This is a genomic window from Terrimonas rubra, from assembly GCF_042686025.1.
GTDB lineage: Bacteria > Bacteroidota > Bacteroidia > Chitinophagales > Chitinophagaceae > Terrimonas > Terrimonas rubra.
Genome location: NZ_JBHUOZ010000003.1, coordinates 2,589,602 through 2,604,533, shown reverse-complemented (window position 1 = coordinate 2,604,533; position 14,932 = coordinate 2,589,602). Strand labels below are relative to the sequence as shown.

Annotated in this window: 15 protein-coding genes and 1 tRNA gene; 10 read left to right on the top strand and 6 right to left on the bottom strand. The window is 40.9% G+C overall.

Annotation, left to right across the window (positions count from 1 at the left end):
• Positions 1–71 precede the first annotated feature (71 nt).
• From rpmD to ACFS6H_RS20265, 5 genes are all read left to right on the top strand, one after another.
• Complete coding sequence (gene rpmD, locus ACFS6H_RS20285) at positions 72–251, top strand: 50S ribosomal protein L30 (RefSeq protein WP_386103420.1); 180 nt, start codon at positions 72–74, stop codon at positions 249–251.
• Between the two features lie 109 nt (positions 252–360).
• On the top strand, positions 361–810 hold the full coding sequence (gene rplO / locus ACFS6H_RS20280) for a 50S ribosomal protein L15 (RefSeq protein WP_386103418.1): 450 nt from the start codon (positions 361–363) through the stop codon (positions 808–810).
• Between the two features lie 72 nt (positions 811–882).
• Entirely contained in the window at positions 883–2,223 is a 1,341-nt protein-coding gene (secY, locus tag ACFS6H_RS20275; RefSeq protein WP_386103416.1) for a preprotein translocase subunit SecY, read from the top strand.
• Positions 2,224–2,289: 66 nt separating this feature from the next.
• Positions 2,290–3,108, top strand: coding sequence for a type I methionyl aminopeptidase (gene map / locus ACFS6H_RS20270; RefSeq protein ID WP_386103414.1), 819 nt, complete (start codon positions 2,290–2,292; stop codon positions 3,106–3,108).
• Between the two features lie 222 nt (positions 3,109–3,330).
• Positions 3,331–4,566 (top strand): BaiN/RdsA family NAD(P)/FAD-dependent oxidoreductase, encoded by a 1,236-nt coding sequence (locus ACFS6H_RS20265; protein ID WP_386103412.1) that lies wholly within the window; start codon positions 3,331–3,333, stop codon positions 4,564–4,566.
• On the opposite strand, the gene ACFS6H_RS20260 is transcribed toward ACFS6H_RS20265, so the two are convergent.
• From ACFS6H_RS20260 to ACFS6H_RS20250, 3 genes are read right to left on the bottom strand one after another with little or no spacing between them, the layout of a single operon-like run.
• The gene (locus tag ACFS6H_RS20260) at positions 4,563–5,399 is read right to left on the bottom strand and encodes a M23 family metallopeptidase (RefSeq protein ID WP_386103410.1); all 837 of its coding nucleotides are present in this window, start codon (positions 5,397–5,399) and stop codon (positions 4,563–4,565) included. The two genes, ACFS6H_RS20265 and ACFS6H_RS20260, sit on opposite strands and share 4 nt — an antisense overlap.
• 31 nt (positions 5,400–5,430) lie before the next feature.
• The gene (locus ACFS6H_RS20255) at positions 5,431–6,141 is read right to left on the bottom strand and encodes a YqjF family protein (protein WP_386103408.1); all 711 of its coding nucleotides are present in this window, start codon (positions 6,139–6,141) and stop codon (positions 5,431–5,433) included.
• A gap of 21 nt (positions 6,142–6,162) precedes the next feature.
• Positions 6,163–7,122, bottom strand: coding sequence for a lysophospholipid acyltransferase family protein (locus tag ACFS6H_RS20250; protein WP_386103406.1), 960 nt, complete (start codon positions 7,120–7,122; stop codon positions 6,163–6,165).
• A 423-nt stretch (positions 7,123–7,545) separates the two neighbouring features.
• Between ACFS6H_RS20250 and rpsA the strand changes: the two genes are divergently transcribed.
• The 5 genes from rpsA (at position 7,546) to ACFS6H_RS20225 (ending at position 13,069) form a co-directional block, all read left to right on the top strand.
• Entirely contained in the window at positions 7,546–9,453 is a 1,908-nt protein-coding gene (gene rpsA / locus ACFS6H_RS20245; protein WP_386103404.1) for a 30S ribosomal protein S1, read from the top strand.
• Between the two features lie 245 nt (positions 9,454–9,698).
• Positions 9,699–10,466, top strand: coding sequence for a lysophospholipid acyltransferase family protein (locus tag ACFS6H_RS20240; RefSeq protein ID WP_386103402.1), 768 nt, complete (start codon positions 9,699–9,701; stop codon positions 10,464–10,466).
• 157 nt (positions 10,467–10,623) lie between these two features.
• Positions 10,624–11,634 carry a LacI family DNA-binding transcriptional regulator gene (locus ACFS6H_RS20235; protein ID WP_386103400.1) on the top strand — a complete coding sequence of 337 codons (1,011 nt, stop codon included), beginning with the start codon at positions 10,624–10,626 and terminating at the stop codon, positions 11,632–11,634.
• A 63-nt stretch (positions 11,635–11,697) separates the two neighbouring features.
• A tRNA-Ser gene (locus ACFS6H_RS20230) sits at positions 11,698–11,782 on the top strand.
• Between the two features lie 84 nt (positions 11,783–11,866).
• Positions 11,867–13,069 carry a tyrosine-type recombinase/integrase gene (locus ACFS6H_RS20225; protein WP_386103398.1) on the top strand — a complete coding sequence of 401 codons (1,203 nt, stop codon included), beginning with the start codon at positions 11,867–11,869 and terminating at the stop codon, positions 13,067–13,069.
• 691 nt (positions 13,070–13,760) lie between these two features.
• On the opposite strand, the gene ACFS6H_RS20220 is transcribed toward ACFS6H_RS20225, so the two are convergent.
• Genes ACFS6H_RS20220 through ACFS6H_RS20210 form a run of 3 tightly spaced genes read right to left on the bottom strand, consistent with a single transcriptional unit; the run spans position 13,761 to position 14,865 of the window.
• Positions 13,761–13,976, bottom strand: coding sequence for a hypothetical protein (locus tag ACFS6H_RS20220; RefSeq protein WP_386103396.1), 216 nt, complete (start codon positions 13,974–13,976; stop codon positions 13,761–13,763).
• 34 nt (positions 13,977–14,010) lie between these two features.
• A complete protein-coding gene (locus ACFS6H_RS20215) occupies positions 14,011–14,583 on the bottom strand; it encodes a hypothetical protein (RefSeq protein ID WP_386103394.1) in 573 nt (190 codons plus the stop codon).
• 6 nt (positions 14,584–14,589) lie between these two features.
• On the bottom strand, positions 14,590–14,865 hold the full coding sequence (locus tag ACFS6H_RS20210) for a hypothetical protein (RefSeq protein WP_386103392.1): 276 nt from the start codon (positions 14,863–14,865) through the stop codon (positions 14,590–14,592).
• Positions 14,866–14,932 lie beyond the last annotated feature (67 nt).

The following is a 14,932-nucleotide window of genomic DNA, read 5'->3' as shown; positions in this document are numbered from 1 at the left end:
TGTTAATCGTTATTAGTTAATCGAATGTTGACCAATAACTATTAACCTTTAACTATTAACTTATACATATCATGAAAAAGATAAAAATTACGTTAGTTAAAAGCCCTATTGACCGCCCCGAGCGTCAGAAGCTTACTTTAAAAGCTTTAGGACTTAACAAAACCAACTCTGTTAAAGAAGTTGAAGCTACTCCTCAGGTTTTAGGTATGGTGCGTAAAGTAGAGCACCTGGTTAAGGTAGAGGAAGCTTAATTAAAATAAAATAGTAAGGTTTGCAATGTTTTCGTAACATTGCAAACTTTTTCGTTCATATAAGCGAGCTCCAGCTGCTTTTGGAGCGCCAAGTAAAAAACAAAGCACAATGAAATTACATGAATTAAAGCCTGCAAAAGGCGCAACGCACAAAGAAAAAAGAATTGGTCGTGGTGATGGTTCCGGACATGGTGGAACTGCTACAAAAGGTACAAAAGGTGGTCAGAGCCGTGCCGGTTACAAACGTAAATTAGCACACGAAGGTGGGCAGATGCCTATCCAGCGCCGTGTACCTAAAAGAGGTTTTAACAACCCTCACCGTATTGAGTATAAAGTATTGAATGTTGGTCAGTTAGATCAATACGCCGAAAAATATGGCTTTACCGAGTTTTCTTTAGAGAACCTTTATATTAACAACCTGATCGGCCAGAACGATAAAATTAAGTTGTTAGGCAATGGTGAATTAAAAGGAAAATTCACTGTAAAAGTAAACGCAGCCAGTGCGAAAGCGAAGAGTGTTGTAGAAGCTGCCGGCGGTACAGTAGAAATTGTTAAGTAATTTTCACTAATTTGCATCGACGCACTTAGTGCGTCTTTTGCTTTTTTGGCCTTAAAAACTGATTACATTTCCGTGAAAAAGTTTATTCAGACACTCAAGAATATTTGGAGCATAGAAGAGTTAAGACAAAAAATTCTTTTCACTTTATTGCTTATTGTTATTTATCGTATCGGTTCACACATTGTGTTACCGGGCATCGATCCCATCAGGCTGGAGCAGTTAAATGCTAACAATGCCAATAATGGTATCCTTGACCTGATCAACACATTTGCCGGTGGTGCCTTTAACATGGCATCTATCTTTGCATTAGGTATCATGCCTTATATCTCTGCCTCTATCTTTATGCAGCTGATGACGGTACTGGTTCCTACTTTCCAGAAAATGCAGAAAGACGGTGAAAGTGGCCGTAAAAAAATTAACCAGTACACCCGTTACTTAACAGTGGCCGTTACCATTGTACAGGCTTTTGCTTACGTAAGTTACTTACGTCAGACCTCAGGTCCTGCTATTATGGAAAACTTCGGAGCTGCCTATTTCACTATCTCTACCATCCTTACCTTAACTGCCGGCACCATGCTGGTAATGTGGATGGGTGAAAAGATCACTGATAAAGGATTAGGTAATGGTACTTCCTTAATTATCATGGTGGGTATCTTAGCCCGTTTACCACAATCATTCTTCCAGGAGTTAACCAGCCGTTCAACCCGTGCCGGTAATATCCTGATCTTTATTGTGGAAATAGCGGTGTTTATCGCCATTATCTTAGGCTGTATCTTACTGGTACAGGGGGTACGTAAAGTGCCTGTAAACTATGCCAAGCAATTAACCGGTAACAAACAATTTGGCGGTGCCCGCCAGTTTTTACCCTTAAAGGTGAACGGTGCAGGTGTAATGCCTATCATCTTTGCCCAGGCTATCATGTTCCTGCCTACTTTATTTACTTTAGGTAGTACTTCTTCCATTGGTAAAGCATTTACCGATCATAAGAATATCTGGTACATGGTTATTTATTCAGTAGTGGTAATTGGTTTTACCTTCTTATACACTGCCCTGATATTTAACCCGCGCCAGATTGCCGATAACCTGAAGCAGAACAATGGTTTTGTACCGGGTGTAGCTCCTGGTCAGCCTACGGCCGACTATATTGGTACCATCATGGACAGGATCACTTTACCCGGCGCTATCCTGTTAGCCCTGGTAGGTATCTTACCTGGTATTGCCGAGCTTGTGTTTGTGGGTATGCAGCCAAGTTTCTCTACCTTCTTCGGTGGTACATCCATCCTGATCATGGTAGGTGTAATCCTGGATACTTTACAACAAATTGAAACACAGTTGTTGATGCGCCAGTACGACGGCCTGATGAAAAGCGGTCGTGTACAGGGACGTCAGACCACTTCTGCGGTTCAGATTTAATAACTATTTACAAGTTCATTATAAAGCCGGTAAGTAATTACCGGCTTTTTTTTACGATATTTGCGTATGATTTTTTTGAAAAACAAGGAAGAGATTGAAATGATGCGCCAAAGCGCATTGCTGGTAAGTACCACGCTTACCGAAATTGCTAAAATTTTAAAGCCGGGTATCACCACTTTATCGCTGGATAAATTTGCCGGTGAATTCCTGGCCGACCATAAAGCAACTCCCTCATTTTTAAACTTTCACGGGTATCCCTTTAATACCTGTATGTCGGTGAATGATGTGGTGGTGCATGGCTTTCCCAATAAAATGGAACTGAAGGAAGGCGATATCATTTCTATTGATATTGGCGCTTACCTGAATGGCTGGCATGGTGACCATGCCTATACTTTTGCCATCGGCGATCCCGGTGAAGCTACCATACAATTAATTGAAGCTACCAAAGCTTCTTTATATAAAGGCATTGAAAAAGCCGTAGCGGGTAACCGTATAGGCGATATTGCTTTTGCTATACAGGATGCTACAGAACGTAAATACGGTTATGGTGTGGTACGTGAACTGGTAGGCCATGGCCTTGGTCGCAGCATGCACGAGGATCCGCAGGTGCCTAATTACGGTAAACGTGGTACCGGCACCAAGCTTAAAGCAGGTATGGTACTGGCCATTGAGCCCATGATCAATATGGGTAAAAAAGAAGTATATACCGAAGATGACGGCTGGACCATCCGTACAAAAGATGGCAAACCTTCCGTACACTTTGAACATGATGTATGCGTAGGCAGCGATAAGCCGGATATTCTTTCCAACTATGCTATTATTGAAGAAGCGGAGGCGAATAACCCTAACTTATACACGGTACGTAAAAAAGCAGTGGCCGTTTAATTTTTTGTTGACCGGCTGCAGTAACACAGTGGATCGTCCCTTGCGTCGCACACTTGTGCTGCAGTAATGCTAATCAACAGAGAGAAGTCGGAAAGTTCGAAAGACCGTAAGAAATATACTAGTGAGTAGTGAATAGTCAGCAGTCAGTATTACATGATCTATTCACTGCTCACAATTGACTATTCACATAAGCATCGTCTCAAATCTCAATTCTGTTCTCTCTTGAAACCAACAACAACCATCATCATTGGCGGCGGCGCGGCGGGTTTTTTCTGTGCCGTTAACCTGGCCAGGTTGCAGCCGCAGATGAAAGTGATCATACTGGAAAAAAGCAGCAAGCTCTTGTCCAAGGTAAAGATCAGCGGTGGCGGCCGGTGTAATGTTACCCACGCCTGTTTTGATATCAACGATATGAGTAACCGTTACCCCCGGGGCAGAAATTTTGTAAAAAAGATCTTTCACCAGTTTTTTACAACCGATACCATTGTCTGGTTTAAGGAAAGGGGTGTGGCCATTAAAGCCGAAAAAGACGGCCGCATGTTCCCGGTTACCGATTCATCGCAAACCATTATTGACTGTTTACTGAAAGAAGCCAATAAATACCAGGTGGATATTCGCATGAACGTGGAAGTAACGGGTATAGAACAACAGCAGCAACAGATCATATGTACAACCCGTAATGGCGAAAAACTGGTAGCCGATCATGTATGTGTGGCGGCAGGCGGGTATCCCAAATCAACCATGTTTGACTGGCTGATACAAACGGGTCATTCTATTGCAAACCCAGTTCCTTCCTTATTTACATTTAATATTCCCGGCCACTCCATTACCTCCTTAATGGGTGTAAGTGTGCCGGATGCACGGGTAAAGATAGCCGGTACCAAACTGGAACAGCAGGGCCCGGTATTAATTACCCATTGGGGATTAAGCGGACCCGCCGTATTAAAGTTAAGCGCCTGGGGCGCCCGTGAGTTACAGGAAAAAAACTGGCATTACGAAGTATTGATTAACTGGTTGCCGCAGTATAAAGAACCGGAACTAAGGGAGCTGCTGCTGGAGGTAAAAGAAGAGCAGAAGCAGCAAAAAATAACCGGCCGTAATCCTTTTGAATTGCCCAACAGGTTGTGGGAGTTTTTTGTTACCGAAGCAGGGATAAACAAGGAGGTAAAATGGGCCGATGTACCCGTTAAATTATTAAACCGGCTGATCGTTATTTTAAATAGTTACAGTTTACCGGTAAAAGGTAAAACCACTTATAAAGAGGAGTTTGTTACCGCAGGGGGTATTCAGTTACAGGATATAGATGCCAATACCATGATGAGTAAATTAGTACCCAACCTGTTTTTTGCCGGCGAAATTACCGATGTGGATGGTATTACCGGCGGCTATAACTTTCAATATGCCTGGACCACCGGCTGGGTAGCTGCCAATCATATTACCAGGCTGTCTAAAGGCTAATGTTTTACCTGTACTCCTTTTGTTAAGCTTTCTCCGTTTTTACCATCTTCAAACACACAGAGTACAGAAATAAAAGAACTGCCTGCCTTAGGCTGCAGTACATTAAAATGCAGGTGTGCCACATCGGTAAAGCCCGTCATACCGCTTAAACCAATGGCCTGGCCCTTATTTACCTTATCACCTGTTTTTACAAAAGCACCATGGTGTTTTAAGTGAACATATTGTGTAAACAGGCCGGAATGCGGATGATAGATGGTAATAAAATTACTTTTATCATTATTACGCCATTCGTCAGTATGACCACCATATTTATACTCCTTTATCACACCCACTACATAACCATCATCGGCACTGCAAACCGTATCGCCAATTTTTAAATTAAAATCAACGGCATACTGGCTGTAATCGTTTGTATGCGAGTACCGGCCGGTATAACCCTGGATAATGGTATAGGTTTTACCTTTTGGAAAAGGGTAGGCCAGTGCAACGGGGTGTATGGGTTGTTGTGCATCGCCTAAATTGGTATATAAACCAAACACCGGGTTTTGTATGGCCGGCACATAAAAATGTAAACTGGTATCCTGTTGTGGCAGGAGGGTAACGGTATCCATCATACTGACAAAATTTTTTAACCGGCTATCATTGGTAAAAGCGTTTACCCTTATGGGACTCATTAAAGAATTGTCAATATAAACAGTTAAGGTATCGTTATGGTAGTGGTAGGTTTTGGTATGGTTGAACTGGCGGTAGGTTTGCGTGGGTAACTGTTGCTGTGAGGTACAGGCGGTAAGGATAATTATGAAATAAACGAAAATGATAGGTACAGGTTTCATTTTAAACTGGTCGGGTAAATTATGGTAAATTTTAGATCTTTCTTCCCTGCATAACACTGATAGCGGAGCCTTCTGCTAAAAATACAGACCTGGGAATTTCATTTTTCAAGAAGTTAAATTCACTTCCGTATACCATAGCAAAGTCAACATCTATCCAATAATCATGAATGGGGTATATCTCCCATTTCGGGTGTTTTACTTCATACTCGGCTGTTTGGGTATTCGATATTTTGGTATAGCCCCAATAGTGCTCTGTTATAAACTCCGCCTCGCTGCCGGGCATAATAGGTACAGGATTACTGTCTGCCTTTATTTTCAGAGAGTGCCAGTTTTTCTTTTTCCATTTGTATTCAATGGTCAATTCCTCATCCCGTTCCACCCAGGAATGTACCATGGGCATGGTTTGATAATTTTCCCCATACACCGTATTGGCTACAAATGTGAGGGCCGCCCTGGGAACAATTTCCTTAATGAACACCACACCCCGTTTCCAGGTATCATTGTCTTTATAACGCACGTAGAACCGTAGGTTAACTTCTTCAAAATTGATATGAAACGGGATTTTAAAACCCTTTACCCTTGTGTTTTTGAACATAAACCCAACCAGGCTTATATAACAGGTATCATTCCACAGGTCGATCTCCGTTTTGGCAGGTAAATAGGAGGCCAACAGGTTAGGATCAACAGCATAGTTTACCATTGCCAGTTTTCTCCATTCGGCCTGTAAGAAGGTGTTTGCCATGATGGTGTAATATACCGGTGATTAATCCAACTGTTTACTGAGTTGTATATAACTGAAGGCCGTAAAAGGTATCAGCAGCAAGGCTAACCAGCACCAGCTGTAAAACACCAGCACCAGTATAACCGTGAGTAATAAAACGTAAAGAGGGTAAGTGATCAGTGATACACCTAATAATACCGAATCGAAATGATCGGTCTTCCCGGCTTTTTTAGTGACAAAGTTTTTTACCGGTATAAAATAGGGGGCGTGAATGATAAGGCCGATCAATGCCGGTATTGCCAGCAATATCTTTTTCCAGGCCGGAACCGGCACGGTGAGCAGTTGCGTTTTCTTTGCCGTATCGTTCGCATCAATTTCGTACACCAGTTGGTTCAGTTCCGTTTTTAAAGCCTGGTTAAATACTACATTCTTTTTGCCATCGGTATCATAATCTTCCACCAGGCTTTTTTGAATAGGCGAACCAATATTGATAAAAACATTTTTGCCTAATAAACGGAAGGAATTATAGTTGATACCTACGGGTAATACGGTCATGGGTACATTCTCCTCCCAGGCTTTGATGGCTAAACGGGCCGTGCCTTTTTTTAAGGGGCGCAGGTGCCATTCGTTAATACAAAGTCCCTCGCTGAAAATGAGGACCGATTCGCCCTGCCTGAATTTTTCGATACAGGTATCGAAGGTTTTATAGTTTTCGCCCAGGTTATCGTTTCCCTCGCTGGTACGGTATACCGGCAGTATGCGTACGGCAGTAAGCAATTGTATCACTCTTTTACCTTTGAATACATCGCCACGGGCCAGCGACCAGATGGATACTTTAAAAAGAATGTCCATGAAGATGGCATCTAAAAAAGAATTGGGATGGTTCATCGCCAGCATAAAAGGAGCATCGGACCTTAATAGTTTTGGATGGTTCACTTTTATTTTACGGGCAAAGATGAACATGGCCAGCCGGACATAAGCTTTTAAAAATGCGTACAACAAGGGGATTCTGATTTTTGCGTGAATGTAGGGAATTATGAATTATGAATGAGAAATTATGAACGGGGAATGATGAATTATGAATGCGGAATTATGAATGATGAATGATGGAGCGGGTTATACAGCTGAAGGGCTGCCGGACTGGGGGCAGTAGCTGCAATAGGAGGCAGAGTGGGGGGCCATTGCACTACTGCAGAAGGCCGGAACGGAAGCTGGGACAGGGTAATATTGCTGAAAGCCCCGGCAGGAATTTGGTGATTTGATAATTTGGTAATTGGATAATGAAATATCCCGGTTTAATTTATTGATTATTAGGTGGTTAAGAAATGGGGTATTGTTTGATTTTTTTGACCGGTTTTTGGCGGAAAAGCCTGTAAAATAGTGTATCTTTGCACCCCCGATTTTAAAACCCCGGGGACAAACAAAATGTTTATTAACAAACACTTAAACGCTGATGCACAGGATAGCGCGGGTGGTGAGGTGGAAACACCGGCTGCCGAAGCTACTACAGCGACAACAACTGCACCTGTGGCCGAGCCTGTTGTAGAAACAGCTCATGATGATTTTGACTGGAACGTTGACAAACGTAACGTAACTTCTTACTCTAAAGAGGAAAAAGAAAAGTACGATGCGGTTTATGACAACACTTTCGTACAGTTAAACGACGGTGAATTAATTACCGGTACTATCGTAGGTTTAACTAAAACTGATGTGGTTTTAAACATTGGTTTTAAAAGCGACGGTTTAATTTCTTTAAACGAGTTCCGCGACCTGCAAGGTATTAAAGTTGGTGATGAAGTTGAGGTAATGATTGTTGAGAAAGAAGACCGCGACGGTCACCTTAACTTAAGCCGCAAACAAGCCCGCATTACACGTGCGTGGGAAAGAATTGTGGAAGTACACAAAACCGGCGAAGTTATTACCGGTGCTGTTACCTCTAAAACTAAAGGTGGTTTAATTGTGGACGTATTTGGTATGGAAACTTTCTTACCAGGTTCGCAAATTGACGTTAAACCTGTTACCGACTACGATCAGTTTGTTGGTAAAACAATGGAGTTTAAAGTAGTTAAGATCAACGAAACTATTAAGAACGCCGTTGTATCGCACAAAGCATTAATTGAAAGCGATATTGAAGCACAACGTGCTGAGATCATGAGCAAACTGGAGAAAGGACAAGTATTGGAAGGTACTGTTAAAAACATTACCGACTTCGGTGCTTTCATGGACCTGGGTGGCTTAGACGGCCTGTTGTACATTACCGATATTTCATGGGGTCGTATCTCTCACCCTGCTGAGGTATTGAAAATGGATCAGAAGATCAATGTGGTTGTTCTTGACTTTGATGACGAGAAAAAACGCATCAGCCTTGGTTTAAAACAATTAACTCCTCACCCTTGGGACGTATTGCCTGAAGCGATTGTTGAAGGCAATTTAGTAAAAGGTAAAGTAGTTAATATTGAAGACTACGGTGCTTTCCTGGAAATACTGCCAGGTGTTGAAGGTTTAGTACACGTAAGTGAAATTACATGGGCTAACACTCCGATCAACGCTAAAGAGTTCTTCAAATTAGGCGACGAGTACGAAGCTAAAATTGTTACCCTTGATAAAGAAACTCGCAAAATGAGTTTATCTATCAAACAATTAACTGAAGATCCCTGGAGCGAAATCGAGAACCGTTTTGCTGAAGGCAGCAAACATGCCGGTTTGGTGAAAAACATCACTAACTACGGTGTATTTGTTGAGTTAGCTTCCGGTATCGGTGGTATGATCCACATTTCTGACCTGAGCTGGTTAAAACGCTTTAACCATCCTGGTGAGTACACTAAAGTAGGTGACTCTATCGATGTTATCATTTTAGGTATTGACAAAGAGAACCGCAAATTACAGTTAGGCCACAAACAATTAGAGGAAGATCCCTGGAATGCATTACAGGACACTTTCGCTATTGGTAGCCAGCACGAAGGAACTGTTATCCGTCGCGACGATAAAGGTGCTGTAGTTCAGCTGCCTTATGGTTTAGAAGGATTTGCGCCTAACCGTCACTTAACAAAAGAAGATGGTAAGAGCATTGGTGCCGACGAAACTGCACAATTTGTAGTGATCGAGTTTGACCGTAACGAAAAACGCATTGTACTTTCACATAGCCGTATCTGGGAGCAAGGACAGATAGAAGAGAAAGAAACAGCTAAGAAAGAAGCCAAAGCGGAAGCAGAAAAAACCAAATCTGCCGTTAAGAACATTCAGAATAAAGTAGAGAAAGCAACCCTGGGTGACCTGGGTGTATTAGCCGACTTGAAGAAAAAACTGGATGACGAAGCATCAAAAGGCGAATAAGCAATAGCTTATATATACTTTAACTGCCGTAGCCCTGTGCTGCGGCAGTTTTTTATTGTACAGTTTTTTACACAGTATTTTTTTTATTTGTTTAAAATAAAAAAGTTATGTTGCATCCTGCAATCATAACAAACTACCGATAGTAAGAGTTTTATTGCAGTAGTTGGTTAAGGGCGCCTTAAAACAGGCGTAACATTTTAAAATGACTTTCAGTACAACGCTGCTTAGCTTCAATTTAATAAAAGATGTGGGAACGATTAGTAAAATATAGTTTGGTACGCAAGTTTGTGCATGCGGTGGTAGGAGCTGTATTTTATCCGCGGTTGGCCATCTTTAATAAACTTACATTTGAAGGAACGGAACATTTTAAGCACCTCCCTAAAAAAAATGTTTTGTTTGTAAGTAATCACCAAACCTATTTTGTAGATGTGATTACCTTTTTATCTATTTTTTCTGCAGCCAAATGGGGCAAAAAAAACAGGCTGGGCATACCTTTTTACCTGTTAAACCCTTTTACCAATGTGCGGTATATAGCGGCTGCGCAAACCATGAAGGACAGCTGGGTAGCACGTTTCTTCCGTTTGGCCGGCGGGGTAGTGGTGAAGCGTACCTGGAATGATAAAAGTAACGAGGTTCGTAAAGGGCTTGACCCTTCGGATACCCGTAAAATAGCCCGGGCCCTGGAACAGAACTGGGTAATTACTTTTCCGCAGGGTACAACTACTCCTTATGCACCGGGCCGCAAGGGTACAGCGGTGATCATACGTTATACCCAACCTGTGGTGATACCGGTTGTTATTGAAGGGTTCTCCACCGCATTTGATAAAACAGGCCTGAAGACAAAGAAACGGGGCACAGCGCTCAAAGTAACTTTTAAAGCTCCCCTGGATATTGACTATAAAATGCCTGCCGATAAGATAATGGAACAGATCATGGAGGCTATTGAGCAAAGCAGCGCCTATGCTGATAAACAAGGTACTGCCACCAGCGCTGTTACGCAAACCATTGAATAGATCATTATCGCCGTTCCTCCGCTTTTATTGCGGGCTTTTAAGAGTATTTATTGCTAAAATTCATAATATTGTAATACCGATGTCATGATAAAATAATATAGCCATTATTTTGTTTACGATCAGTATTAACAAAACGCTGTTTAAATACCCCCTAGCTATGATACAGAAACCCGCCACCATAAAAGAAATTGCCAAACGTTTAAATGTTTCTATTTCTACCGTATCACGTGCTTTGCACGATCACCCGGGTATTGGTTTACGTACCAAAATGCGGGTTCAGCAAATTGCTGCCGAATTGAATTATGTACCCAACCAGGCCGCTATTTCTTTTAAGCAGGGTAAGACAAAGACAGTAGGAGTGATACTTCCCAATTTTAACGAAGACTTCTTTTCTATTGCCATTACAGCGATAGAAGATATGACACAGAGCAATGGTTATACCGTGCTCATAGGGCAAAGCCATGATAATACGGAAAGAGAAAAGACCATTGTAGCTACCATGCAGAAACACCGGGTAGATGGTGTATTGGTTTCTTTATCAAAAAACACAACTGATTTTACACCTTTTGAGCAATTAATGGCCAATGGTATACCGGTTGTTTTTTTTGACCGGATACCTAACCAGTTAGATGCTTATACCGTAAGCTGCGACCTGAGCAAGGCTACGGAGCAGTTGGTTGACCTGCTGGTGGCACAGAAACACAAACGGATCGGTTTTATCAATGGACCGGAGAGCATGGCCTCCTTTAAAGAGCGGGAGGAAGGCTTCAGGGAAAGTGTAAAAAAACATAAACTGAGCGAGAAAGATATTACAGTGGTATCGACCGACCTGACCAAGGAACAAACCACCACTGCTATTAAACAGCTGCTGGATAAAAAAGACCGGCCTACTGCGGTTATTGCTTTTAATGATTATGTAGCCCTGGAAGCCATTAAATTTACCAGGGAGCAGGGCCTGAAAATTAACGAGGATATCAGCTTTGTGAGTTATGCCAACCTACCCATTACTACCTACCTGGAACAGGGTTTACTGGCTTCTGTAGAACAGTTCCCGTACGAGCAGGCGGAGAAGGCTACCGAGATACTATTTACCATACTGGATGAGAAGGAAGATACATCCGCACTACAAAAAAATTATGTGTTTCAGGCCGAAGTGGTAATGCACTAAAAAAGTACAAAAAATAATTCAATACTATTTTTTTATTAACTCTCTGGCACTTACTTTTGCGCCGGAGAGATGGCAGAGCGGTCGAATGCGGCGGTCTTGAAAACCGTTGTCTGTAACAGGACCGGGGGTTCGAATCCCTCTCTCTCCGCATATTAGTATAACACGCTCATTATCAACTAATTAACGTCTTTATTTTGGTGTTTGAGGTTCTAAACCTCAAGCAAATAAAGACATGTATAAGCATTATTCGATAGTACTCAGAGACTATCAAGAAGACCTAAACCAAAAGTGGTTTTTAGAACTCTACTTTACCGATCCGGTAACGAATCAAACAATCCGCAGACAAATCAGGGGCTACATTAATAAAGGCACCACTGCCAGGGAACGCCGACAAATAGCGCGTATTACAAAAGAGGAACTAATCAAGAAACTAGATAACGGTTGGTCGCCGGTGTCAGAAGAACTTGTGTTTTATAATTTCTCTCAGGCGTTGGATTACGCACTCACTAAATGCGTGGTTTCCAAAAGAACAATTCAAGGGTATAGATCCTGTATTAAACAAATCAAAAGTGGTGCTGAAAAGCTAGGCATTGACTTATTACACGTAAGGATGATTTCCCGCCGACATATAAAACTCATCCTAGATAAATGCAGGGAATTACATAACTGGTCAAACCATGCTTATAATAAATATCTGGGTTATCTGTCGGCTTTATTCAGTCGGTTGGAAGAATACGAGGTTATCAAATCAAACCCCGTAAGTAAGATTAAAACACTTCCACTGGTTGAGACCGACAAATTCCTTACACTGGATGACTGGGAAAAAAGAAAGCTGCGCACTGAACTCACAAGGATTCACCCAAACTTTTTTACTTTCCTTATGGTGATATACCACACCGGAATGCGCCCTAACGAGGTACGGTGTTTGAAGATTAGAGACTTAAACATGGAGCGTCGGGTAATAATGATATACCCAGACTTAGAAGAAAGAAACTCAAAGACCAATAATATTAGGGTAGTGCCAATTAATAATCATTTGTATGAGCTTTTACAGAATCATATTGCAGGACATGAAAATGACGACCTGTATTTATTCGGGCCACCTAAGGACAGTTATGTTATTCAATATGGAGTACATGTTAAAAAACAATACAAATGTTCTCATAAGATGTATTTCGGTGTTTCCGACAAACGTATAAAACGAGACACCGCCACTAAACTTTGGAAAAGTCTGGTCATGGATAACCTGGGAATTAAAAAACACATGTACGCATTAAAACACACAGGAGCTGATGATAAAATACTTGCTGGAGTTCCGCTGGATGCTTTGAAGACTATGTACGGCCACACCAGCAAACGAATGACAGAGAAATACGCCCGGAAAGTGAAAGAGGTATATCAAAAGCAGATTGTGGATGGGAGTCCGGATTTTTAGGTAAAAAATATTGTTTTAAAATGTGTAATGAATGCAAGAATCTAATTCAAGTTATTTATGGCATCCACAACCTTATTTCTTTCTATGTTTAGCCAACCCACATGTTGGTCATGTAATAAATCGTCTGGTGCAAAAAATTTTATTGAATGGTTTTTAAAAAATACTTCGAAGCATGCAAAATATATTAACAATTGTTCTTTTCTTGTGTATAATATTTCAGTAACTCCTATTATCTCGTTTTTTTTAATTATTGACCCACAGATTTCTAAAAATGAACTGTTGTTTAATTTTGATAATTGATTCATATTAATAATGATGTCATTTTGAAGTATAAATAAATTACTTTTTAAATTATATTGATTTTATTTTTTATCGAATATAACAGTCACATTATTAAGCATTGCTGTTTTGTTCTAAAAAGATATTTAATCCCCACACATGAGGGAATGCTTCGGCCGTTGAGTTGCACTGCGGCCGAACACATTTCCCAGTTTAAGTCTAAAATTACCGCTTCAGTCCAATCATTTTCAGGATCAGTAGGTGTATTGTTTTTTGCATAATATACCATTTCTCCTATTTTTAAAGAAGAGTCATAGCCGATTTGAATAGTATTATTCCGTATAGACATCTTATTACGTTAGGAGTTACTCTCTTGCATTGAGCGAATATCAAGACCAGCAGAATCTGAACTTCAAAAAACAGTATCATCACTAATGCCCAAACCACAAAACCTCAAATAGGCAGTATGAGGAGTTATTCCTGTTTTATAAAGACGCTCTAAGCGTCCTCCATAATCATGGAACATTGATGCTTCTGTAACGCTCCAATGATATTTTTTTACTAACAAAAATTTAATTTGTTCTAAGAACTCAATGAAAGTTTCTGGAATGCTTGTTAATTCTGACATTACATTTAAAGTTTTAATTGTTATTTAAAAAAAATTATCTAAAGAATTCATGATTAGCCAACTCCTGCGCATTCTCCATTTTTGATATTCTGATATACCTGAAAAATGCCGTTTCAGTTGAATGCCCGGTGATGAGCATAATCTTAGCTACTGGTATTTTAGCCAAATATGCGTTTGTTGCAAATGAACGTCGGGCGGTATGAGTGGTAATCAGTTCAAACTTCCTAACGAGTTTATTTACGACTGTTCCTTCTATCTTTTCCTCGATTTTTACAAAGTCGTTTATCCCGGCCATAGATCCGATAATCTTCAACATCATATTGTAATACCGTAGCGTATAACTTTCCGGCAGAATATTATTATTCCGCTCTAATGTTACAAGTAACAATCGGTGTGCGGGTATAACGACTTCCCTGTTGACTTTCTTCGTCAGGATTTTTACAATATTTCCGCTAAGATGCTCTCCGTTAAAGCGGGAGTAATCGGAGAAACGTAGGCCGGTAACGCAGCCTATTAAGAACCTATCTCTTATTTTGGCAAGGGTGCCATCGAGTTCAAGGTCAAAGATTGCTTTGATCTCGTCAAGGGTTAAGTATATTTTATCCATAATTATTTACAGTTCAATTGGCGGCTCCCATACGTCGGTTACAGTATCGGAGGAAATAACTAAGGATATTGGATTGTTATTATAGTCGGTTTGTTTCATTGTTGGATTGGTCGGCTGAAAATAAACACTATCGCCAATGTTAATTCCAGTAACCCCCGCTCCTTTAGCGATAACCGTTCCTTTAAAATTAACCTCAGCATCAATCAACACACGCCCAGGACGATTTGAGAAAGTGATATTCTGGGGTATTAACTCAACTGATATTTCGTTATCTCCAATCATTGTGTATATAAAGCTACTAACTTTTATGATAAAAACTATAAAATAGTATACAAAAGTGCATAATTTT